At 66.5% G+C, this 20,530-nt stretch carries 21 protein-coding genes; 15 read left to right on the top strand and 6 right to left on the bottom strand.

Annotated features, from left to right (window positions below; translation table 11 throughout):
* Positions 1–43: 43 nt before the first annotated feature.
* Together AC1ROX_RS12800 and AC1ROX_RS12795 are read right to left on the bottom strand one after the other, a co-directional pair.
* Complete coding sequence (locus tag AC1ROX_RS12800) at positions 44–2,119, bottom strand: elongation factor G (RefSeq protein WP_493126034.1); 2,076 nt, start codon at positions 2,117–2,119, stop codon at positions 44–46.
* A gap of 171 nt (positions 2,120–2,290) precedes the next feature.
* Positions 2,291–3,493, bottom strand: a complete 1,203-nt coding sequence (locus AC1ROX_RS12795; RefSeq protein ID WP_493126032.1) for a pyridoxal phosphate-dependent aminotransferase — start codon at positions 3,491–3,493, stop codon at positions 2,291–2,293.
* 127 nt (positions 3,494–3,620) lie between these two features.
* Between AC1ROX_RS12795 and AC1ROX_RS12790 the strand changes: the two genes are divergently transcribed.
* On the top strand, positions 3,621–4,127 hold the full coding sequence (locus AC1ROX_RS12790) for a hypothetical protein (RefSeq protein WP_493126030.1): 507 nt from the start codon (positions 3,621–3,623) through the stop codon (positions 4,125–4,127).
* Here AC1ROX_RS12790 and AC1ROX_RS12785 read toward each other — a convergent pair.
* From AC1ROX_RS12785 to AC1ROX_RS12775, 3 genes are read right to left on the bottom strand one after another with little or no spacing between them, the layout of a single operon-like run.
* Positions 4,124–4,942 (bottom strand): transglutaminase family protein, encoded by an 819-nt coding sequence (locus AC1ROX_RS12785; RefSeq protein ID WP_493126028.1) that lies wholly within the window; start codon positions 4,940–4,942, stop codon positions 4,124–4,126. The genes AC1ROX_RS12790 and AC1ROX_RS12785 overlap by 4 nt on opposite strands.
* Positions 4,943–4,950: 8 nt before the next feature.
* Positions 4,951–5,895, bottom strand: a complete 945-nt coding sequence (locus AC1ROX_RS12780; RefSeq protein WP_493126026.1) for an alpha-E domain-containing protein — start codon at positions 5,893–5,895, stop codon at positions 4,951–4,953.
* A 7-nt stretch (positions 5,896–5,902) separates the two neighbouring features.
* Positions 5,903–7,339 carry a circularly permuted type 2 ATP-grasp protein gene (locus AC1ROX_RS12775; protein WP_493126024.1) on the bottom strand — a complete coding sequence of 479 codons (1,437 nt, stop codon included), beginning with the start codon at positions 7,337–7,339 and terminating at the stop codon, positions 5,903–5,905.
* Positions 7,340–7,423: 84 nt separating this feature from the next.
* On the opposite strand from AC1ROX_RS12775, the gene AC1ROX_RS12770 reads away from it, so the two are divergent.
* On the top strand, positions 7,424–8,413 hold the full coding sequence (locus AC1ROX_RS12770) for a zinc-dependent alcohol dehydrogenase family protein (RefSeq protein WP_493126022.1): 990 nt from the start codon (positions 7,424–7,426) through the stop codon (positions 8,411–8,413).
* A 17-nt stretch (positions 8,414–8,430) separates the two neighbouring features.
* Positions 8,431–8,805 carry a nuclear transport factor 2 family protein gene (locus AC1ROX_RS12765; RefSeq protein WP_493126020.1) on the top strand — a complete coding sequence of 125 codons (375 nt, stop codon included), beginning with the start codon at positions 8,431–8,433 and terminating at the stop codon, positions 8,803–8,805.
* Positions 8,806–8,829: 24 nt separating this feature from the next.
* Here the strand turns inward: AC1ROX_RS12765 and AC1ROX_RS12760 are convergent, their stop codons facing one another.
* A complete protein-coding gene (locus AC1ROX_RS12760) occupies positions 8,830–9,309 on the bottom strand; it encodes a peptidylprolyl isomerase (protein ID WP_493126018.1) in 480 nt (159 codons plus the stop codon).
* 347 nt (positions 9,310–9,656) lie between these two features.
* Between AC1ROX_RS12760 and coxB the strand changes: the two genes are divergently transcribed.
* The 12 genes from coxB to AC1ROX_RS12700 all read left to right on the top strand — a co-directional run bounded on the left by coxB (position 9,657) and on the right by AC1ROX_RS12700 (position 20,447).
* Positions 9,657–10,523 (top strand): cytochrome c oxidase subunit II, encoded by an 867-nt coding sequence (gene coxB, locus AC1ROX_RS12755; protein WP_493126016.1) that lies wholly within the window; start codon positions 9,657–9,659, stop codon positions 10,521–10,523.
* A gap of 23 nt (positions 10,524–10,546) precedes the next feature.
* Positions 10,547–12,184, top strand: coding sequence for a cytochrome c oxidase subunit I (gene ctaD, locus AC1ROX_RS12750; RefSeq protein ID WP_493126014.1), 1,638 nt, complete (start codon positions 10,547–10,549; stop codon positions 12,182–12,184).
* Positions 12,185–12,232: 48 nt separating this feature from the next.
* Positions 12,233–13,165 carry a heme o synthase gene (gene cyoE, locus AC1ROX_RS12745; protein WP_493126012.1) on the top strand — a complete coding sequence of 311 codons (933 nt, stop codon included), beginning with the start codon at positions 12,233–12,235 and terminating at the stop codon, positions 13,163–13,165.
* On the top strand, positions 13,162–13,314 hold the full coding sequence (locus AC1ROX_RS12740; RefSeq protein WP_493126010.1) for a cytochrome c oxidase system small membrane protein: 153 nt from the start codon (positions 13,162–13,164) through the stop codon (positions 13,312–13,314). The genes cyoE and AC1ROX_RS12740 overlap by 4 nt, the downstream gene beginning before the upstream one ends.
* Positions 13,311–13,913 carry a cytochrome c oxidase assembly protein gene (locus tag AC1ROX_RS12735; protein ID WP_493126008.1) on the top strand — a complete coding sequence of 201 codons (603 nt, stop codon included), beginning with the start codon at positions 13,311–13,313 and terminating at the stop codon, positions 13,911–13,913. Before AC1ROX_RS12740 ends, AC1ROX_RS12735 begins: the two co-directional genes overlap by 4 nt.
* Before the next feature lie 2 nt (positions 13,914–13,915).
* Positions 13,916–14,788: a cytochrome c oxidase subunit 3 gene (locus tag AC1ROX_RS12730; RefSeq protein WP_493126005.1), complete on the top strand. Its 873-nt coding sequence runs from the start codon at positions 13,916–13,918 to the stop codon at positions 14,786–14,788.
* Positions 14,789–14,854: 66 nt separating this feature from the next.
* Complete coding sequence (locus AC1ROX_RS12725; protein WP_493126003.1) at positions 14,855–15,217, top strand: DUF983 domain-containing protein; 363 nt, start codon at positions 14,855–14,857, stop codon at positions 15,215–15,217.
* Between the two features lie 9 nt (positions 15,218–15,226).
* A complete protein-coding gene (locus tag AC1ROX_RS12720; RefSeq protein WP_493126001.1) occupies positions 15,227–15,964 on the top strand; it encodes an SURF1 family protein in 738 nt (245 codons plus the stop codon).
* Positions 15,961–17,457 carry a carboxypeptidase M32 gene (locus tag AC1ROX_RS12715; RefSeq protein ID WP_493125999.1) on the top strand — a complete coding sequence of 499 codons (1,497 nt, stop codon included), beginning with the start codon at positions 15,961–15,963 and terminating at the stop codon, positions 17,455–17,457. Before AC1ROX_RS12720 ends, AC1ROX_RS12715 begins: the two co-directional genes overlap by 4 nt.
* 15 nt (positions 17,458–17,472) lie before the next feature.
* Entirely contained in the window at positions 17,473–17,724 is a 252-nt protein-coding gene (locus AC1ROX_RS12710; RefSeq protein WP_493125997.1) for a DUF1272 domain-containing protein, read from the top strand.
* Between the two features lie 12 nt (positions 17,725–17,736).
* Complete coding sequence (thrC, locus tag AC1ROX_RS12705; RefSeq protein ID WP_493125995.1) at positions 17,737–19,182, top strand: threonine synthase; 1,446 nt, start codon at positions 17,737–17,739, stop codon at positions 19,180–19,182.
* Positions 19,179–20,447, top strand: a complete 1,269-nt coding sequence (locus tag AC1ROX_RS12700) for a M16 family metallopeptidase (RefSeq protein WP_493125993.1) — start codon at positions 19,179–19,181, stop codon at positions 20,445–20,447. Before thrC ends, AC1ROX_RS12700 begins: the two co-directional genes overlap by 4 nt.
* Positions 20,448–20,530 lie beyond the last annotated feature (83 nt).

The following is a 20,530-nucleotide window of genomic DNA, read 5'->3' as shown; positions in this document are numbered from 1 at the left end:
ACGAGGGTACTATGGAGCAACCCTGGCCGGCCGGAAACCAGGCCTAGGCGGCCTGGCGCCTCTTCGTCTCCTCGACGATGCGCTCGGCCGTCCGCCCGGCCAGCTCCTGCAGATGGTCGAACTCGGTGCGGAAGCTGCCGATGCCCTGGGTGACCGAGCGGATCTCCACGATCATGTCGGCGATCTCGGCCTCCGGCATCAGCGCAGAGACCTCGTCCCAGCCCGACCAGTCAGGCCGCGCGTCGTAGCCCAGGAGCTGGCCGCGCCGGCCGGAGATCAGCCGCTGCAGCCTGGGTGTCGAATCGCTCGGCCCGGCCACCGTGACCCGCAGGATGGGTTCCAGCAGGACCGGCTTGCACTTGGGCATGGCCTCGCTCATGGCGATGCGCGCGGCCATCTTGAACGACATCTCCGAACTGTCGACGGCATGATACTGGCCGTCGAACAGCGTCACTTCGAGATCGACCACGGGCTGGCCGAGCGGGCCTTCCTTCAGGTAGTCGCGCAGGCCTTCCTCGACAGCGGGAATGAAGTTGCGCGGTACGACGCCGCCCACGACCTTGTCGACGAAGCGGAAGCCCGAGCCGCGCGGCAGCGGCTTGATCTCGACCTTGATGTCGGCGAACTGGCCGTGGCCGCCAGTCTGCCGCTTGTAGCGCGCATGCTGCTGCGTGCCGGCCTGGATGGTCTCGCGATAGGCGACGCGCGGTGTCGTCGTTTCGACCGCGACGTTGTAGCGGCCGGCGAGCTTGTCGACGGCGACCTTGAGGTGCATCTCGCCCTGGCCCTTGAGCAGCAGCTCGTGCGTCTCGGCCCGCGCCTCGAAGGAAAGCGATGGGTCTTCCTCGACGATCTTTTGCAGGGCACCCGAGAGCTTCACCTCGTCGTTCCTGTTCTTGGCAGAAAGGGCCAGTCCGAAGACGGGCGGGTCGGCGGCGGGGAAATCCGACGAGGCGGCGATGCCCGCGGAACTGAGCGTCTGTCCCGACGACAATGCGTCGACCTTGGCCAGGGCCACGATCTCGCCGGCCCGGGCCTCGGCGGTCTTGTCGAGCCTCTGTCCAAAGGGCTTCAGGATCGTGCCCACCCTATGGCCGCCGACGGACTGACCTTCGCTCAGCGTGCCGGACCAGACGCGGCAGAGCGAGAGCTTGCCGGTGTGGCTCTGGTGCAGGACCTTGAAGCACTCGGCCATGGACGCGCCATTCGACGCGAGGTCCCGCCGCTTCGCCGTCGCCTCGACGAAGGGCGTGTCGTGGCGCAGCGCCTTCAGGAGGCGGCGCACGCCGTTCTCGCGGTCGCCGGCGCCCAGCAGGACCGGGGCGATCTGGTTGGAGCCGAACTCGTCGTGCAGGTCGCGGTAGATCAGCGACTTCTCCGGCGCGATGTCCTCGATGAGCTGCTCGAGCAGCGTGTCGTCGAACTCCGAAAGCGTCTCCAGCAGGTCGCGCCGCGCCTCGGCCTCGCGCGGCAACACCTCGGCCGGCATCTCGATCAGGTCGGACGCACCGCTGCTCCTGTAGCGGTAGGCGCGCTCGCTCACGAGATCGACATAGCCCACCGTCTCCTCAGCTCCGTCGGTGGCGGCGCGGCGGATCGGCACCTGGCGCAGCACCAGCTTGCGCCGCGACACCGACTGCAGCGCCGACAGCAGGTCGCGCACGCGGACCTCGGCGGAATCGATCTTGTTGACGAAGATGATGAACGGGATGTGCCGGTCCTCGATGAACTTGAGGAGCGGCGTCAGCGCCATCACGCGCTCGGGCGAGGGCTCGCAGACGAGGACGGCGGCATCGCATACCGCGAGCGCCGAGACGGCGTCGTGCTGGAATTCGATCGAGCCCGGCACGTCGAGGAAGGTCCACTGGTCGCCGAGATAGTCGACCGAGGCGACGTTGATTTCGGTGCCCATGCCGCGCTTGCGCGACTCAGGCGCACCGTCGCCGATCGTGGTGCCCGCGCGTGTCGAGCCGCGACGGCCGATGGCGCCCGTGGCGTAGAGAATGCTTTCGAGCAGGCTGGTCTTGCCCGACAGATACGGCCCGCACAGCGCCACGACGCGATGCGCGCCGCTGCCTGGTCTGCCGCCGGTGATGGTCTCCGTCTTGAACTCGGCCATGACAACGTCCTCCTTCTTCGCAAAAGCGTAGAAGCCCCGGACGAAAGTCGCGGAATAGACGTAACGCTTCCGAACGTTCAGCCGGAGCGAAGCCTGTTTGTCATGAAAATGCTTTCACTCCCGCCCAAGCGAGTCAAACGATCGGGCGGGGATGAAATAGGTCAGCAGTGCTTACGAAAGCGCCGCGCAAGCCCGCTGGATGCGGCGGCCGGCTTCTTCCAGCAACTCCGTCGCCGTGGCGTAGGAGATGCGGAAGGCCGGGCCCTGGCCGAACGCCGAACCCTGGACCACCGAGAGGCCCTCGGCCTCGAGCAGGTAGTTCACGAAATCGGTGTCGTCCTTGATCACCTTGCCGTCCGGCGTCTTCTTGCCGATCAGGCCGGCGCACGACGGATAGACGTAGAAGGCGCCCTCGGGACGCGGGCACTTGATGCCGGTGGTCTGGTTCAGCATCGACACGATCAGGTCGCGGCGCTGCTTGAAGATCGCGACGTTCTTCGGAATGAAGTCGGTCGGGCCGTTGAGGCCGGCGACCGCGGCCGCCTGGCTGATCGAGCTGGCGTTCGACGTGCTCTGCGACTGCACCGTGATCATGGCGTCGATCAGCTTCTGCGGGCCGGCCGCATAGCCGATGCGCCAGCCGGTCATGCTGTAGGCCTTCGAGACGCCGTTCATGGTCAGCGTGCGGTCGTACAGTCTCGGCTCGACCTGGGCCGGCGTGAAGAACTCGAAGTCGTCGTAGACGAGCTTCTCGTACATGTCATCGGTCAGGATGTGCACCTGCGGATGCTTCAGCAGCACGTCGCACAGCCCTCGCAGGTCGGCCTTGGTGTAGGCGGCGCCCGTCGGGTTGCTGGGCGAATTCAGGATGATCCACTTGGTCTTCGGCGTGATGGCGCGGTCGAGATCTTCCGGCGACAGTTTGAAGCCGTTCTCTTCCTTGCACTGCACGATGACCGGCGTGCCGTCGCCGAACAGCACCATCTCGGGATACGAAACCCAGTACGGCGCGGGCACGATGACCTCGTCGCCCGGGTTCAGGGTGGCGAGCATCGCGTTGAAGATGATCTGCTTGCCGCCCGAGGTGACGACGGTCTGGCTCGGCTTGTAGTCGAGGCCATGGTCGCGCTTCATCTTGGCGACGATCGCCTGGCGCAGCACCGGCGTGCCCGGCACCGCGGTGTACTTCGTGTCGTTGTTGCGGATCGCCTGGATCGCCGCTTCCTTGATGTGGTCGGGCGTCGGCATGTCCGGCTCGCCGGCCGCCAGGCCGATCACGTCTTTGCCCGCCGCTTTCATCTCCAGGAACTTGCCCTGCGCGGCATTGGTCGGAGACGGCTTGATGCGGCTGAGACGATCGGCGATGAAAGCCATGACGAATATGCCTCCTTCAGGCATTTTGAGAGCGGCGCGAAGCTAGTCGCCACGTGGGGTTTTCGCAAGGCGACGGCGTGTATTTCTCGTCGGGCGGGCCGTATCCCTTCTAGGGCAAGAGGTCGAGATGAGGTTCCTGTTCGCTCCGTTCCAGTTCGTGATATCGCCGGTGTTCATTGCCTTTGTGAACGTGCTGATCCTGTCGCCGATGGTGCTGACGATCATCGACGTCTTGAAGAGCGTGAACCGGCATGTCGACACCCACGAGCCGGTCACGATTGCCTCGACGATCGCCCTGATCATGATCGGCTGGGGGGTTGCCCTCGAGGAACGCGCGGTGATCCGCAAGCGGCTGGGCGTCACCGGCCGGGCGGACGAGGCCTGGCAGGTCCATATCGACGATATGTGCCACGAATACGGGGTCGCCCAGCTCGTCCTCGGCCTGTTCGCCGAAATCGCGGTGGCGATGATCAGCCTGCCCGACCGCATCGTGAACACGGTGGGCTACGAGTACACGCTGCTGTCGATCTCCGTCGTGCTGATCGCCCTGGGGACCCTGATCCAGATCCGGCATGTCTTCGTGCTGGTCGCCACCCTGTGGCGCCGCAAGAACTTCGAGCAGAAACCCGCCTAATCGACGAGGCGAACCGACGCCTCGACGGTCATCTTGGCATCGCCGAAACCGATGCGGCGGCCGCTGACCGGAGCCGCATCGCGGTAGTCGAGCCCGACGGCGACGCGCAGGCTGTCGCCGCGCGGGCTGATGCCGTTGGCGGGATCGAAGCCCACCCATTCGAGGCCCGGCACCCAGGCCTCCGCCCAGGAATGGCTGGTGCGGCCGACATGCAGCTCCGGGTCGTCGTTGCGCAGGTAGCCGCTGACATAGCGCGCCGGGACACCGAGGCGACGGCAGCAGGCGATGAAGATATGGGCCTCGTCCTGCGCCACGCCGGCGCCGCGGGTCAGGGCTTCGATGGCCGTGGTGTCCACGGTCGAGGCCCCGGTCTTGTAGGCCACGCGCTCGGCAATGCGCGCCATCAGTTCGTGCAGGACGGCGACCCGCAGCTTCGCATCGGCGGCACGTTCTGCAAGGCCCGCAATCAGCGGATCGAAGCTCTCATCGTGCCGTGCCAGCCCCGAATTGCGCAGCCAGAACGGGGCCGGCAGGGTCGGCTCCTCGGCATAGCGCAGCCACTGGTCGGCGCCACTGTATTCGTAGAGGCCCTGCACCACGATCTCGACGCTGTCGTGCTGCTGGGCGACCGAGAAGGTCGTGACCTGGTTGCCGTGGCCGTCCTTCCACTCCGACTTCTTGCCGGGCCCGTCGATGCGCCACGACACGATGCGCTGCGCCGCCGCGGGCTTGGGCGTGAGCCGGACGTCGTGGATCGAATGGCCCGACGGCTGGTCGAACTGGAAGCGCGTGGCGTGATGGACGGAGAAGCGCATGATCCTGCTCAATCCAGGAGGAACTGGCGGCCGATTTCGTTCGACAGGGTGCCGATGTCGCCGCGCAATTCACCCAGGAACTTCGCAAGGCCGATGTCGAACACCTGGTCGATGCGCGCATAGCGCAGGCGCGCATGCAGCTCGCCGGCCAGCCGGTCGGCCTCGCCGCGCGTGCCGTAGGCTTCCGCGAGTTCACGCATGTTGAGGTCGACCATCCAGAGGCAGTGATGGACGGAGCGCGGCACGTCGCGCCGCAGCATCATGAGCTCCGCGACCTTCATCGGATGCAGCGAGCTGCGATAGATGCGCCGGTAGGTGCGCACGGCGCCGATGCAGGCCAGCAGCTCGGACCAGGCGAAATAGTCCAGGCCTTCGGCACTGGGATTGCCGTCGGGCCGCAGCAGATGGAACTTCACGTCGAGGATGCGGCCGGTATTGTCGGCACGTTCGAGGAAGGCGCCGAGCTGCAGGAAGTTGTTGGCCTCGTCGCGCAGCAAAGTCACCTGTGCTGCACCGAAGATCATCACTGCCTGCTTCTTCACCGACTCGATCAGGGCGCCGCGATCCAGCGTCTTGCGATTGCCGCGCAGGCGCGCGGTCAGTTCGAGCCACAGCGCGTTCAGGCTTTCCCAGACGTCGACCGTGATGTTGTTGCGCTCCTCGCGGGCGTTGCGCCGCGCCGCGTCGATCGAATTGACGATCGAGGAGGGGTTGTCCTCGTCGAGGACCAGGAAGTCGATCAGGCTGGCGAGCCGATGGCCCTGGGCCTGGGCCTGGGCCTGGCTCTGGCGGAACTCGTCCTCCATGCCGAAGATCGCCGCGGCGCCCGCGGCTTCCTCGCCACGCGACTGAAGGGCCATGCGCTGCGTCGCCTCGATCAGCCGCGCCGTCGACTTGGCGCGCTGCAGGTAGCGACCCATCCAGTAGAGATTCTTGGCGGTGCTGCTCAGCATCGGTGCGCTACCTGCCGTCCGCTTCGTCGGGCGCCAGTACCCAGGTGTCCTTGGTGCCGCCGCCCTGGCTCGAATTGACGACCAGCGATCCCTCCTTGAGGGCGACGCGGGTGAGGCCGCCCGGCACGATGGTGATCTTCTTGCCCGAGAGCACGAACGGCCGCAGGTCGACATGCCGGGGCGCCACGCCCTGGTTCACGAAGGTCGGGCAGGTCGACAGCGCCAAGGTCGGCTGGGCGATGTAGTTGTCCGGCCGCGCCTTCAGCAGCGCCGTGAATTCCTCGATCTCGGCCTTGCTCGAGGTCGGGCCGACCAGCATGCCCTTGCCGCCCGAGCCGTGGACTTCCTTGACCACGATATCGGAGAGATGTTCGAGCACGTACTTGTAGTCGTCGGCCCGGTCGCAGCGCCAGGTCGGCACGTTCTGCAGGATCGGCTCCTCGCCGAGATAGAAGCGCACCATCTCCGGCACGTAGGTATAGGTCGACTTGTCGTCGGCCACGCCGTTGCCCAGGGCGTTGACGATGTTCACGCGGCCGGCGCGCAGGGCGCCCAGGAGGCCCGCGACGCCGAGGAACGAATCGGGCCGCATCGCCAGCGGATCGAGGAAGGCGTCGTCGACCCTGCGGTAGATAACGTCGACCCGCTGCGGCCCGCGCGGCGTGCGCATGAAGACGCGGCTTTCGTCGACGAATAGGTCCGAGCCCTTCACCAGCTCGATGCCCATCTCGTCGGCCAGGAAGGCATGCTCGAAATAGGCGCTGTTGTAGTGGCCGGGCGTCAGCAGCACGACGTTGGGCTCGTGGCCGTCGCTGAAGGAAACGGAGCGCAAGGTCGCCAGCAGCTCTTCCGAATAGTCCGCCACCGGCAGCACGCTCATGGCGGCGAACAGTTCCGGCGCCAGCCGCATCATGACTTCGCGGTTCTCCAGGACATAGGAAACGCCCGACGGCGTGCGCACATTGTCCTCGAGGACGTAGAAATCCTTCTCGCCGACGCGCACGAGATCGATGCCCGCGATATGGGCATGGACGCCGCCCGGCAGCTGCAGTCCCTGCGCCATGGCGACGAACTCGCCGTTCATCAGGATCTGTTCCTCGGGGATGATGCCGGCGCGGCAGATCTCGCGCTGGCCGTAGGCGTCGCTCAGGAAGGCGTTGAGGGCGCGCACACGCTGCGACAGGCCCTTGTGCAGAAACTGCCATTCGTCATAGGCGATGACGCGCGGGATGATGTCGAAGGGGATCGTCGTCTCGGACCCTTCGGCCGCGCCATAGGCGCCGAAGGTGATGCCGTGCCGGCGATAGAAGAGGTCGACCTCGTTCCGCGTCGCCTCCACTTTTTCCGGCGAGGTGCGGGCGAGCCAGTCGGCGACGCCGCGATAGGGCACACGGACCGACCCGTCCGTGCCCGAATTCATCTCATCGAATGCCTTGACCGCCATCCGGCATTTCACCCCCTGTCAAATAACCATATAAGCAATCGACGGGCCAACAAAGTGCCCGCTTTCATCGGGCGGAGGCGCAGCATGAAGCAGGTGCTGATCGATCGGTACGGGAGGCCGTGGGACGTGGCGCGCTGCGCCGAGGTTCCCGACGTGGGCGAGCCGGCGGCCGACGAGGTCGTGTTCGACGTGCTGGCCTTCCCGATCAATCCCGCCGACATGTGGTTCTGCAAGGGAAGCTACCGGCTGAAGCCGCCGCTGCCCGCGACCCCCGGCGCGGAATGCGTCGGCCGGGTCACCGCGGTCGGCTCGGCCGTGAAGCATGTGAAAGCGGGCCACCTGGTCATCAACCTGCAGCGCGAAAACTGGACGCAGAAGCGGCGCGTGAAGGGCGACGACGCCATCCCGCTGCCAGCCGGCATCGACCTGCGCCAGGCCGCGATGGTGCGCATCAACCCGCCGACCGCGCGGCTGATGCTGTCGGACTTCGTCGATCTGCAGGCCGGGGAATGGGTCATCCAGAACGTCGCCAACTCGGCGGTGGGGCGGCTGCTGATCGTGCAGGCCCATCAGCGCGGCCTGCGCACCGTCAATGTCGTGCGCCGGGCCGAACTCGCGGACGAGCTGAAGGCGCTGGGCGCCGATGTCGTGCTGGTCGACGGCGACGATCTCGCGGACCGAGTCGCCGGGGAGACCGGCAAGGCGGCGATCCGGCTCGGTATCGAGGCGATCGGCGGGGCCGCGACCGGACGCATCGTCGACTGCGTCGCGACCGAGGGCACGGTCGTTCATTACGGTTCGATGAGCGGCGAGGATCCCAGGGTGGGCCGCAGCAACTTCATTTATCGCGGCGTCAAGCTGACCGGCTTCATGCTGGGCCGCGGCCTCGCCAAGCGCGACGCCGCCAAGATCCGCGAAATCTATGCCGGGCTTGCAGACCAGGTGATGGCGGGTACGCTGCACGCGCCGGTGGACACGGTCTATCCGATCGAGAAGATCAAGGACGCGCTGGCGCATGCCGACAAAGGCGGGCGCAACGGCAAGATTCTGGTGGCGCCCAACGGCGCGATTTGAACGAGGGAGATGAAGAGATGAGTTCCGACGTCGCGGCAATCGAGAAGGTGCTTCAGGTCTATTTCGACGGGCTCTACGAGGGCGACACGAAGAAGCTGGGCGAGGCGTTCCATCCTGCCTCGCACCTCTACAGTGCCGCTGCCGATGGCAAGGCCGCGGACATGCCGCGCGCCGACTGGTTCAAGATGGTGGAGAGCCGCAAGTCGGCCAAGGAGAGCGGTAGCGAGCGCCGCGATCGTATCGTGTCGATCGACTTCTCGGGCCCGGCGACGGCCTTCGCCAAGGTCGAGTGCCAGATCCCGCCGCGCTACTTCACGGACTATCTGACGCTTCTAAAAGTAGAAGGCCGTTGGCAGGTCATTGCCAAGGCCTTCCACACCGTTACCAAGTAACAAGCAGCGCAGGACGCGAGGAGCTCAGTTCTTCGCGTCGGCTGCGACCTGGACCTTGATCATCTTGTCCGGCGGCGCCGAGACGGCACCCGAACCCGGGGCGCCCTTCTTGATCTTGTCCACGAACTCCATGCCGGACGTGACCTTGCCCCAGACGGTGTACTGGCCGTCGAGGAAGTTCGAGTCCTTGAAGACGATGAAGAACTGGCTGCGGGCGCTGTTCGGGTCGTTGGTGCGGGCCATCGAGACCGCGCCGCGGGTATGCGGCTCCTTGGAGAACTCGGCCTTGAGCGTCTCGCCCATGCCGCCGGTGCCGGTGCCTGTCGGGTCGCCGGTCTGCGCCATGAAGCCGTCGATCACGCGGTGGAAGACCACGCCGTCATACTTGCCCTCGCGCGCCAGCTTCTTGATCTGGGCGACGTGGGTGGGGGCGAGGTCGGGGCGCATCTCGATGACGACGCGGCCGTCCTTCAGGTCGATATAGAGGGTATTTTCCTTATCCATGGCGGAGGCTGCTCCTGCAAACATGAGAATGACGGCAAGGACGGGCGTCAGAATGGCAAGCCGCATGACGGTTTCCTTAGGCGATTCCGCGGTCCTGCCGCGGCCGGCGGGACCTTAAAGGCCGGTCCTCGAAAGACAAGCGGCAACTTCGGGGCGCCCACCGGACCTTTGCTGCACCTGCGCTGTCGTCCACCGAAGGTGCGCGGCTGCGACTGGCCGCCACATACCGAGCGGGGTCGAAAACCCGTTACCACCCACGGCTATATCTGGTACTTACCCGTTTGAAATGCGGGGGATTTTGCGGGTCGGAAAACCCGTCAGGATCTAACCGGCGAGGGGACGGATGCATGGTCTTTAAGCGCGTATTGGGCATTCTCGGACTGGTAGCGGCGATGGTCGGATTCGGCCTCGCAGGCCCGGCTCAGGCGCAGAAGGTCATAGGCGTGCCGCACGATTGGCAGCTGAACTTTCCGCCGCCCTTCACGCCGGTCATGGAGCGGGTGGAATCGCTCCACGACCTGCTGGTCGTGATCATCTTCCTGATCTCGATCTTCGTGCTGGTGCTGCTGATCTACGCAATGTGGCGCTTCCACGCCTCGCGTAACCCGACGCCGACCACGGTAACGCACAATACGCTCCTGGAGATCGCCTGGACGATCATCCCGATCCTGATCCTGGTCGTGATCGCCATCCCGTCGTTCCGCCTGCTCTATTACAGCGACAAGGCGACCGACGCGGCGATGACCATCAAGGTCACCGGCCACCAGTGGTACTGGTCCTATAACTACCCCGACCAGGGCGATTTCACGGTCGAGAGCCGTATCCTGAGCGAGGCCGATCGCGCCAAGCTGAAGCCGCAGGTGCCGCGCCTGCTGGCCGTCGACGAGGAGATGGTGATCCCGGTGAACACCGTGGTCCGCGTCATCGGCACCGCCGAGGGCGGCAGCATGCACGGCTGGACGGTTCCGGGCTTCGGCATCAAGAAGACGGTGATCCCCGGCCGCCTCAACGAGGGCTGGATCAGCGTCAAGGAAGAGGGCCTCTATTTCGGCCAGTGCTCGCAGATCTGCGGCCAGAACCACAGCTTCATGCCGATCGGCATCAAGGTGGTCTCCAAGGCCGACTTCGACAAATGGGTGGCGGACAAGAAGAAGGCCGCCGGGCTTGCGCCCGCGACCGACGTCGCTTCCGTCGCTACTCCCGCTAACCGCTAAGCGCTTCTCCGCAGGAGATTACAATGGCCACCGCGCACGGCGCCGCCCACGACCACTCCGCCCACGGGCATGACGACCATCACACGCCGACCGGCATCCGGCGGTGGCTGTACAGCACGAACCATAAGGACATCGGCACGATGTACCTTATCTTCTCGATCATGGCGGCGCTGATCGGGGCGGGCTTCTCGGTCTACATGCGCCTCGAGCTGATGCAGCCGGGCGTGCAGTACTTCAACGGTGCGGACGGCACCCCCGACGGCCACTTCTGGAACACGATCGTGACGGCGCACGGCCTGATCATGGTGTTCTTCGTGGTCATGCCGGGCCTGATCGGCGGCTTCGGCAACTGGTTCGTGCCTCTGATGATCGGAGCGCCCGACATGGCGTTCCCGCGCATGAACAACATCAGCTTCTGGCTGCTGCCGCCGGCCTTCATCCTGCTGCTGCTGTCCGCCCTGATCGGCGGCGGCGTGGGCACCGGCTGGACGATCTATCCGCCGCTGACGCTCAACCAGGGCGCCGGCATGGATCTGGCGATCTTCTCGCTGCACATCGCGGGCGCCTCGTCGATCCTGGGTGCGATCAACTTCATCACCACCATCCTGAACATGCGCGCGCCGGGCATGACCCTGCACCGCATGCCGCTGTTCGCCTGGTCGATCCTGGTCACCGCGTTCCTGCTGCTGCTGGCGCTGCCGGTCCTCGCGGGCGCCATCACGATGCTGCTGACCGACCGCAACTTCGGCACCTCGTTCTTCAAGGCCGAGGGCGGCGGCGATCCGACGCTGTTCCTGAACCTGTTCTGGTTCTTCGGTCACCCCGAAGTCTACATCATGATCCTGCCGGCCTTCGGCATCGTCAGCCACATCATCTCGACCTTCGCCAAGAAGCCGATCTTCGGCTACCTCGGCATGGCCTATGCGATGGTGGCGATCGGCGTCGTTGGCTTCGTCGTGTGGGCTCACCACATGTACACGGTTGGCATGGACGTCGACACGCGCGCCTACTTCGTGGCCGCCACGATGGTGATCGCCGTCCCGACCGGCGTGAAGATCTTCTCCTGGATCGCCACCATGTGGGGTGGCTCGATCCGCCTCACCATCCCGATGATGTGGGCGATCGGCTTCATCTTCCTGTTCACCGTCGGCGGCGTCACCGGCGTGGTGCTGGCCAATGCCGGCGTCGACTACTCGCTGCACAACACCTACTACGTGATCGCGCACTTCCATTACGTGCTGTCGCTCGGTGCGGTGTTCGGCATGTTCGCCGGCTTCTACTACTGGATCGGCAAGATGTCGGGCCGGCAGTATCCGGAATGGGCCGCCCAGATCCACTTCTGGGTCACCTTCATCGCCGTCAACCTGACGTTCTTCCCGATGCACTTCTCGGGTCTGGCCGGCATGCCGCGCCACTACGTCGACTATCCCGACGCGATGTCGCACTGGAACTACCTGTCCTCGATCGGCGCGTTCCTGTCGTTCGGCGCGACGATCTTCTGGCTGATCTTCGTGGTCTTCGGCACGCTGATGTACGGCCGCAAGGTCGGCGCCAACTACTGGGGCGAGGGCGCCACGACGCTGGAATGGACGGTCGACTCGCCGCCGCCGTTCCACACGTTCGAGGAACTGCCGCACATCTCGCCGACGGCACACCACTAGGAACGGAGCGGAGGCGCCCCAAAAAGGCGCCTTCGCCTTGAAAGGCACATGAGCGACACCGCGCACACTTTCACCGGCAGCATCGAGAGCGTCGCCGCGCCCGCGCGCGTGCGCGACTATATCGACCTGCTGAAGCCGCGCGTGATGTCGCTGGTGGTCTTCACCGGCTGGATCGGCCTGGTGATCGCGCCGGTGCATGTCCACCCGTTCAAGGCGGCGCTTGCCGTGCTGGCGATCGCGCTCGGTTCGGGCGCGGCCGGTGCCATCAACATGTGGTACGAGCGCGACCTCGACGCCCTGATGGCGCGCACGCGCAACCGTCCGCTGCCGGCCGGCCGGGTCGCCCCGGACGATGCGCTGGGCCTCGGCATCCTGCTGTCGATCTTCTCGGTGCTGCTGATGGCGGTGTCGACGAACCTGGTGGCGGCCGCGCTGCTCACGGCGGCGATCCTGTTCTACGTCTTCATCTACACGATCTGGCTGAAGCGCCGCACGCCGCAGAACATCGTGATCGGCGGCGCCGCCGGCGCCTTTCCGCCGATGATCGGCTGGGCCGCCGCGACCGGCGACATCTCCGCCGTCGGCATTGCGCTCTTCCTGCTGGTCTTCCTGTGGACGCCGCCGCACTTCTGGGCGCTCGCGCTTTATCGCAGCGACGACTATCGCCGCGCCGGCGTGCCGATGATGCCGGTGGTCGCGGGTCCGCGCGAGACCAAGCGCCAGATGGTGATCTACACGCTGCTGCTCCTCCCCGTGGCCCTGGCGCCGACCCTGCTCGGCGCCGTCGGCTGGGTCTACGGCTCGGTGGCGCTGGCGCTCAGCCTGGGCTTCATCGGCCACGCGGTCGCCGTCTGGCGTACCGCCGACGACGAAACGTCCTTCGGCGCGGCGCGCAAGATGTTCCGCTACTCGCTGATCTACCTGGCGGCCCTGTTCGCCGCGCTGCCGGTCGATCTGGTCGTGAGCCGGATCGCGGGATGAGCGCGGCCATGGCCCAGGACCGTCGCCCCGGCGATACCGACATGCACCGCCGCCAGCGCGGCAAGAACCTGTTCATCGCAGGCTTCCTCGTGCTGCTGGTGGCGATCTTCTTCGGACTGACGATCGTGCGCATGGGCGGTTACGGATGAGCCCGTCCACACCCGACACCGCGGCCAAGAACAAGAAGCTGGCGCGCCGCCTGTTCCTCACGACGGCCGGTATGGGCGGCTTCGCCTATGCCTCGGCGCCGCTCTACGACCTGTTCTGCCGCACCACCGGCTTCGGCGGCACGCCTATCGTGGCGCAGTCCGGCGACCGGCCGATCCTTGATCGCACGGTCAAGGTGCGCTTCGATTCCAACGTCGATACGTCGTTGCCCTGGAAGTTCCAGCCGCTGCAGCGCGAGGTCACGGTGCGGCTGGGCGAGGAACACCTCGCCTACTACCGCGTGACCAACCTCTCGCAGCGCCCGGCCGTCGGCACCTCGACCTACAACGTCACCCCCGAGACAGCCGGCGGGTGGTTCAACAAGCTCCAGTGCTTCTGCTTCACCGAGCAGTTGCTGCTGCCCGGGCAGTCCGTGGACATGCCCGTGGTCTTCTTCGTCGATCCCGACTTGGACAAGGATCGGCGCTACGACAACATCCGGACCATCACGCTCTCGTACACATTCTTCGAGGCGAAGACGGAACGGGCCAGGACCTTGCTCGGCAGCGTGGCCGGCAACGATATCGGAAAGGGTGGATGAACATGGCCGGCGGTACTCCCAAGCATCCCTATCATCTCGTCGATCCCAGCCCGTGGCCGGCGCTGGGTTCGCTGGCCGCCCTGATCCTGGCGTTCGGCTTCGCGCTCGCGCTGCATCCGAACCTGTTCGGCTCCGGCGTCGAGAGCGTCATGAAGTCGGTGCACTGGTGGGCGCTCGCTCCCGGCCTGCTGCTGGTTCTGGGCGTCATGTACTGGTGGTGGTCCGACGTCATCGCCGAGTCGCGCGTCTACCACACCTCGGTGGTCCAGCTCGGCCTGCGCTACGGCATGATCCTGTTCATCGCCTCGGAAGTGCTGTTCTTCGCGGCCTTCTTCTGGGCGTTCTTCGATGCCGCGCTCTATCCCGGCGCGCCGAACATGCCGGTCCGGGCCGAGGCCACCGGCGGCATCTGGCCGCCCAAGGGCATCAGCATCATCGCGCCGTTCGACCTGCCGCTGATGAACACGCTGATCTTGCTCCTGTCGGGCACCACGGCGACCTGGGCGCATCATTCGATCGTCGAGGGCAACCAGAAGGATGCCGTCCGCGGCCTGCTGTGCACCGTCCTCCTCGGCATGGTGTTCACCTGCATCCAGGCCTACGAATACCTGCACGCGCCCTTCACGTTCAGCCAGGACATCTATACGTCGACCTTCTTCATGGCGACGGGCTTCCACGGCTTCCACGTGCTGGTCGGCACGATCTTCCTGATCGTCTGCCTGATCCGGGCGGCGAAGGGCCAGTTCAAGCCCAGGCAGCATTTCGGCTTCGAGGCCGCCGCCTGGTACTGGCACTTCGTCGACGTGGTCTGGCTGTTCCTGTTCTTCTGCATCTACTGGTGGGGTGCCGGAAAGGCGCCGATCGCCCTGCACTGAGGCCGGGACAGGCACTATCTTTGAACCGCCGGGTGCTCCCCGGCGGTTCGTCTTTGGGAGACAGGCATGTCCGACTGGCCGCGCCAATCGCCGTTCGACGTTGCCCTGCGCGGGGCCTGCCCGCGTTGCGGCAAGGGCCGGCTGTTCTCCGGCCTGCTGAACGTCGTGGATCGTTGCGCGACCTGCGACCTCGACCTGCGCGGCAACGATGCCGGCGACGGCCCGGCCGTCTTCGTCATCCTGGGACTGGGCGCCATCGTCATGATGCTCGTCTTCTGGGTGGAGTTCCGCTACGAGCCGCCGTGGTGGCTGCATGTGGTGATCTGGCTGCCGCTCACCTTTGCATTGGCCGTGTGCATGCTGCGCTTCCTGAAGGCGCTGCTGGTCGCCCAGCAGTTCATCCATCGCACGACTGAACTCGACGAGTAGGAGAGATAGATGATCCGGCTGAGGCCCGCTTTCTGGCCCACGCTCGTCTCGCTGCCGATCCTGGTGCTCTCGCTGGGGCTCGGCCTGTGGCAGATGGAGCGCCGCGAGTGGAAGCTCGACATCCTCCAGCGCATCGTCACCAATCAGGCCGCGCCGCCGATGACGCTCGACGAGCTGCTGAGCGGCACGCCGCTACGCCATGAATACGGGAGGGTGAAGGTCGCCGGCACTTTCGAGCACGGCCATGAGTTCTTCCTGGCCGCGCGCAGCCTGAAGAACAAGGTCGGCCTGCAGGTCATCGTGCCGCTCAAGACCGACGATGGCCGCATCGTCCTGTTCGATCGCGGCTGGGTGCCCGACCGCAATGCCGCGACCCAGGCCGCCGTGCAGCCGTCGGGCAAGGTCGAGCTGACTGGCATCGTGCGCCGCTCGCAGATCCGGGCCCGCTTCGCGCCGGAGAACGTCCCGGAGAAGAACGTCTGGTTCCAGGCCGACGTGCCGCTGATGCGCAAGATGGCGGGCGCGGCGCCGGATCCCAAGCTCGACACCTTCTTCCTCGAGGCCGACGCCACGCCCAATCCCGGCGGCGTGCCGGTCGGCGGCCAGACGCGGCTCGAGATTCCCAACGATCACCTTCAGTACGCCATCACCTGGTTCCTGATCGCGCTGGCGCTGGTCGGCGTCTATCTCGCCTATCACTGGGAGAACGGGCGGCTGGAGATCAACGGACGCCGGAAGGTCGCATGATCGCCAACGATCCCTATGCCGAGCTGGAGCGCCGCTTCGCGCGGCTGAGCGCCGTGGGTCGCGCCTCGGCGATCCTGAACTGGGACCGCTCGACCATGATGCCGGACGGCGCCAGCGAGGATCGCGCTGACCAGCTTGCGACCCTGGGCGTCATCGCCCACGAGATCATCGCCGCCCCCGAGATGCCCGATCTTCTCGCGCGCGCGGAGGAGGGCAGGGCCTCCCTCGATCCCTGGCAGGCCGCCAACCTGCGCGAGATGCGCCGGTCCTGGGTGCACGAGAGCGCGCTGCCGTCCGACCTCGTCGAGGCGCGCACGCGCGCCTGCTCGGCCTGCGAGCTGGCCTGGCGCTCGGCCAAGAAGAATGCCGACTTCAAGTCGCTGCTGCCCACGCTCACCGAAGTCCTGACCATCATGCGCCGCGTCGGCGAGGCCAAGGCCGCCGCTCTCGGCACCTCGCTCTACGACGCGCTGCTCGACGAGTTCGAGCCGGGCGGACGCTCGGCGCGCATCGACATGCTGTTCGACGAGCTGCGCGGCTTCCTGCCCGACCTGCTGGGCCGCGTGCTCGAACGCCAGAGGCGCCAGCCCGATCCGCTGCCGCTCGAAGGGCCGTTCCCGATCGAGGCGCAGCGCCGGCTGGGCGAGGAGCTGATCCGCCGCATCGGCTTCGACTTCCATCACGGCCGCCTCGACGTGTCGGCGCATCCCTTCACCGGCGGCACGTCCGACGATGTGCGCATCACCACGCGCTACGACGAGGCCGACTTCGCCCGCGCCCTGATGGGCGTGCTGCACGAGACCGGCCACGGTCTCTACGAGGCCGGGCTGCCGAAGGAATGGCGCCGCCAGCCGGTCGGCAATGCGTGCGGCATGACCCTGCACGAGAGCCAGTCGCTGCTGATGGAGATGCAGGCCTGCCGCAGCGACGCCTTCGTGGCCTTCGCCGCCCCGCGCATGCGCGCCGCCTTCGGCAAGGACGGGCCGGCCTGGAGCGAGGACAATATTCACCGGCTCTACACGCGTGTGGCGCCGGGCTTCATCCGCGTCGACGCCGACGAGGTCACCTATCCGCTGCACATCATGCTGCGCTACCGGCTGGAGCGGGCGATGCTGGCGGGCGACCTCGCGCTGGCCGATCTGCCGGGCGCCTGGAACGACGGCACGCGGGAATTGCTGGGCATCGTGCCGCCGAACGACTCCCTGGGCTGCCTGCAGGACATCCATTGGCCCGACGGCGGCTGGGGTTATTTCCCGACCTACACCTTGGGCGCGCTGGCCGCGGCCCAGCTCTTTGCCGCCGCCCGCCGCGCCAATCCCGGCCTGATGGAGGCCATCGGGCAGGGCGATTTCGCGCCCCTGCTGGGCTGGTTGCGGGCGAACGTGCACGGCAAGGGCTCGAGCGCAACGACCGACGAGATCCTGACCGGGGCCACCGGGGCGCCGCTGGGCGCCGCCGCCTTCAAAGCGCATCTGGAAAGCCGCTACCTCTAGGCGTAAGAGGGACCCATGCTCGATCTCCGCCCGAACTGCGAGTGCTGCGACAAGGACCTGCCCAACGGTGCGTCCGACGCCCTGATCTGCACCTTCGAGTGCACGTTCTGCGCGGACTGCGCACACACTCGCCTGGGCGGACACTGCCCGAACTGCGGCGGCGATCTGGTCAAGCGTCCGACCCGCCCCGCGAAGGCGTTGGCCAAGTTCCCGGCCTCCACCAAGCGGGTCCGCAAGGACCACGAGGCCTGTCGGCAGGTCGCCTAGCCGGAGGAATCCTTGCGTTATATCAGTACCCGCCACGGCTCGCAGGGAACGCCTGCGCCGCTCGGCTTCGAAGACATCATGCTTGCGGGCCTCGCCCGCGACGGCGGCCTCTATTTGCCGGCCGAATGGCCGCAGTTCAGCAAGGCAGAAATCGCCGCGCTGAAGGGTCTCGGCTACGCCGAGCTCGCCTTCCGCGTCATGAAGCCGTTCGTCGGTGACGCTTTCGACGAGGCCACGTTTCGCCGCCTGATCGGCGAGGCCTATGCCTCGTTCGAGACGCCGGAAGTCGCGCCATTGAAGCCGCTGGGCGATTCTGGCCTGCACCTGCTCGAACTGTTCCACGGCCCGACGCTCGCCTTCAAGGACGTGGCGCTGCAGCTCCTCGGCCGCATGCTCGACCAGACGCTGACGGCGCGCGGCCAGCACGCGACCATCGTCGGCGCCACCTCGGGCGATACCGGCTCGGCCGCCATCGAGGCGGTGCGCGACCGCAAGACCATCGACATCTTCATGCTGTTTCCGCATGGCCGGGTGAGCGAGGTCCAGCGCCGGCAGATGACGACGGTGCTGGCGCCCAACGTCCACAACATCGCGGTGCAGGGCACGTTCGACGACTGCCAGGATCTCGCCAAGGCCTGCTTCAACGATCTCGCGTTCCGTGACCGCCATGCGCTGACGGCCGTGAACTCGATCAACTTCGCCCGCGTGATGGCGCAGATCGTCTATTACTTCTGGGCGGCGCTGAAGCTCGGCGCACCCGAGCACCCCGTGGCGTTCAGCGTGCCCAGCGGCAATTTCGGCAACGTCTATGCGGGCTATGCCGCCAAGCAGATGGGCCTGCCGATCTCGCATTTCGTGGTCGGCGCCAACAGCAACGACATCCTGGCGCGCTTCTTCGAGAGCGGCACGATGACGACCTCCGAGGTCGTGCCGACCCTGAGCCCCAGCATGGACATCCAGATCTCGAGCAACTTCGAGCGCCTGCTGTTCGACCTCTACGACCGCAACGGCGCCACCCTGGCCGATGCCATGACCGCCTTCCGCGCCACCGGCACGCTGAAGGTCGGCGGCAACGTGCTGGCGGGCGTCCGTGAGCTCTTCGACGCCGGCCGGCTCGACGATGCCGGGACCTTGGCCGCGATGGAGGATTGCCTGAAGCGCTTCGGCGAGACGATCGATCCGCACACCGCGGTCGGCTATGCGCTGGCCCAGCAGCACCGCCGCGACACCGCGATCCCGATGGTCGTGCTGGCGACGGCGCATCCCGCCAAGTTCCCCGACGCCGTCGAGAAGGCGACCGGCACGCGGCCGCGCCTGCCGGCCCGTCTCGCCGACCTGCTGGAGCGCGCCGAGCGTGCCGACGGCATGCCGAACGACGTCGCGGCCCTGAAATCCATGATCGAAGAACGCCGGGAGATGGCCGCCGCGCCCGCAACAAGAAGCAAGGTGCGCACGTGAGTGATGTAAAGGTTACGACGCTGGGCAATGGCCTGCGCGTCGCGGTCGATGCGATGCCCGAGGTCGAATCGGCGTCGCTCGGCATCTGGGTCGCCTGTGGCACGCGCCACGAGAGCGCCGAGCTGAACGGCATGGCGCACATGCTGGAGCACATGGCCTTCAAGGGCACGCGCACCCGCAGCGCCCGTGCCATCGCCGAAGAGATCGAGAATGTCGGCGGCAGCCTCAACGCCTATACCGGCCGCGAGATCACCGCCTATCACGCCTCCGTCCTGAAGGAAGACGTGGCGCTGGGCATCGAGATGGTCTCCGACATCCTGCGCAACTCGGTGTTCGATCCCGACGAGCTGCAGCGCGAGCGCGGCGTCATCCTGCAGGAGATCGGCCAGGCGCTCGACACGCCCGACGACATCATCTTCGACCAGTTCCAGGAAACCGCGCTGCCCGGCCAGCCGCTCGGCCGGCCGGTGCTGGGCACCGCGACGACGGTCGAGGCGATCGGCCGCGACGATCTCTTCGCTTACCTTGCGCGCCACTACACGGCTGGCAATATGGTCCTGTCGGCGGCGGGCCGGGTCGAATACGACCAGATCGTCGATCTCGCCGAGAAGCATTTCGGCTCGGTGCCGCGCACGCCGGCCAATGCCGAACTGCCGGTGCCGCTCGCCTATGTCGGCGGCGACGGTCGCGAGCAGAGGGTGCTGGAGCAGGCGCATATCGTGCTGGGCTGCGAGGGCATCGGCTATCGCGATCCCGACTATTTCGCGCTGGCGATCTACTCGACCCTGTTCGGCGGCGGCATGTCCTCGCGCCTGTTCCAACGCATCCGCGAGGATCGCGGTCTGGTCTACGGCATCCACTGCTTCAACACGGCTTACGCCGATGGCGGCCTGTTCGGCATCTATGCCGGCACCGGCGAGGACGATCTCGCCGAGCTGGTGCCCGCGGTGTGCGAGGAATTCGTGACCGTGGCCGATACGCTGAACGAGCAGGAGCTGGTGCGCGCCCGCAACCAGATCAAGGCCGGTACGCTGATGGCGCTCGAATCGAGCGGCGCGCGCTGCGAGCAGGCGGCGCGCCACCTGATCGTGCACGGCCGCACGATCCCCTATGCCGAGATCGTCTCGCGCATCGAGGCGGTCGACCAGGACGCCGTCCGCCGCGTCGCCCGCCGCCTCCTGCAGGGCGAACTCACGCTCGCCGCCCTCGGCCCGATCGACGGCCTGGAATCCCTCGACAAGATCGCTGCTCGGCTCGCAGCCTGATCTGCATCATTGGAGCGCGCCACTCCAGTTGCGCTCCGGATCGAACGGCTCCTTGGTCGAGCGGTCCTCGACCAGCTCGACCG

This window comes from Reyranella sp. GW821-FHT14A01, assembly GCF_058803965.1.
This window is presented reverse-complemented; position numbering and strand designations above follow the sequence as displayed.

Coding starts and splice junctions, on each gene's coding strand:
- AC1ROX_RS12790 (WP_493126030.1), top strand. CDS start 3,621: ATGAGGTTCCTGTTCGCTCCGTTCCAGTTCGTGATATCGCCGGTGTTC.
- AC1ROX_RS12735 (WP_493126008.1), top strand. CDS start 13,311: ATGAGCCCGTCCACACCCGACACCGCGGCCAAGAACAAGAAGCTGGCG.
- coxB (WP_493126016.1), top strand. CDS start 9,657: ATGGTCTTTAAGCGCGTATTGGGCATTCTCGGACTGGTAGCGGCGATG.
- AC1ROX_RS12780 (WP_493126026.1), bottom strand. CDS start 5,895: ATGCTGAGCAGCACCGCCAAGAATCTCTACTGGATGGGTCGCTACCTG.
- AC1ROX_RS12760 (WP_493126018.1), bottom strand. CDS start 9,309: ATGGATAAGGAAAATACCCTCTATATCGACCTGAAGGACGGCCGCGTC.
- AC1ROX_RS12740 (WP_493126010.1), top strand. CDS start 13,162: ATGAGCGCGGCCATGGCCCAGGACCGTCGCCCCGGCGATACCGACATG.
- AC1ROX_RS12710 (WP_493125997.1), top strand. CDS start 17,473: ATGCTCGATCTCCGCCCGAACTGCGAGTGCTGCGACAAGGACCTGCCC.
- AC1ROX_RS12715 (WP_493125999.1), top strand. CDS start 15,961: ATGATCGCCAACGATCCCTATGCCGAGCTGGAGCGCCGCTTCGCGCGG.
- AC1ROX_RS12730 (WP_493126005.1), top strand. CDS start 13,916: ATGGCCGGCGGTACTCCCAAGCATCCCTATCATCTCGTCGATCCCAGC.
- AC1ROX_RS12795 (WP_493126032.1), bottom strand. CDS start 3,493: ATGGCTTTCATCGCCGATCGTCTCAGCCGCATCAAGCCGTCTCCGACC.
- AC1ROX_RS12765 (WP_493126020.1), top strand. CDS start 8,431: ATGAGTTCCGACGTCGCGGCAATCGAGAAGGTGCTTCAGGTCTATTTC.
- AC1ROX_RS12770 (WP_493126022.1), top strand. CDS start 7,424: ATGAAGCAGGTGCTGATCGATCGGTACGGGAGGCCGTGGGACGTGGCG.
- AC1ROX_RS12720 (WP_493126001.1), top strand. CDS start 15,227: ATGATCCGGCTGAGGCCCGCTTTCTGGCCCACGCTCGTCTCGCTGCCG.
- cyoE (WP_493126012.1), top strand. CDS start 12,233: ATGAGCGACACCGCGCACACTTTCACCGGCAGCATCGAGAGCGTCGCC.
- AC1ROX_RS12800 (WP_493126034.1), bottom strand. CDS start 2,119: ATGGCCGAGTTCAAGACGGAGACCATCACCGGCGGCAGACCAGGCAGC.
- AC1ROX_RS12775 (WP_493126024.1), bottom strand. CDS start 7,339: ATGGCGGTCAAGGCATTCGATGAGATGAATTCGGGCACGGACGGGTCG.
- AC1ROX_RS12725 (WP_493126003.1), top strand. CDS start 14,855: ATGTCCGACTGGCCGCGCCAATCGCCGTTCGACGTTGCCCTGCGCGGG.
- AC1ROX_RS12785 (WP_493126028.1), bottom strand. CDS start 4,942: ATGCGCTTCTCCGTCCATCACGCCACGCGCTTCCAGTTCGACCAGCCG.
- ctaD (WP_493126014.1), top strand. CDS start 10,547: ATGGCCACCGCGCACGGCGCCGCCCACGACCACTCCGCCCACGGGCAT.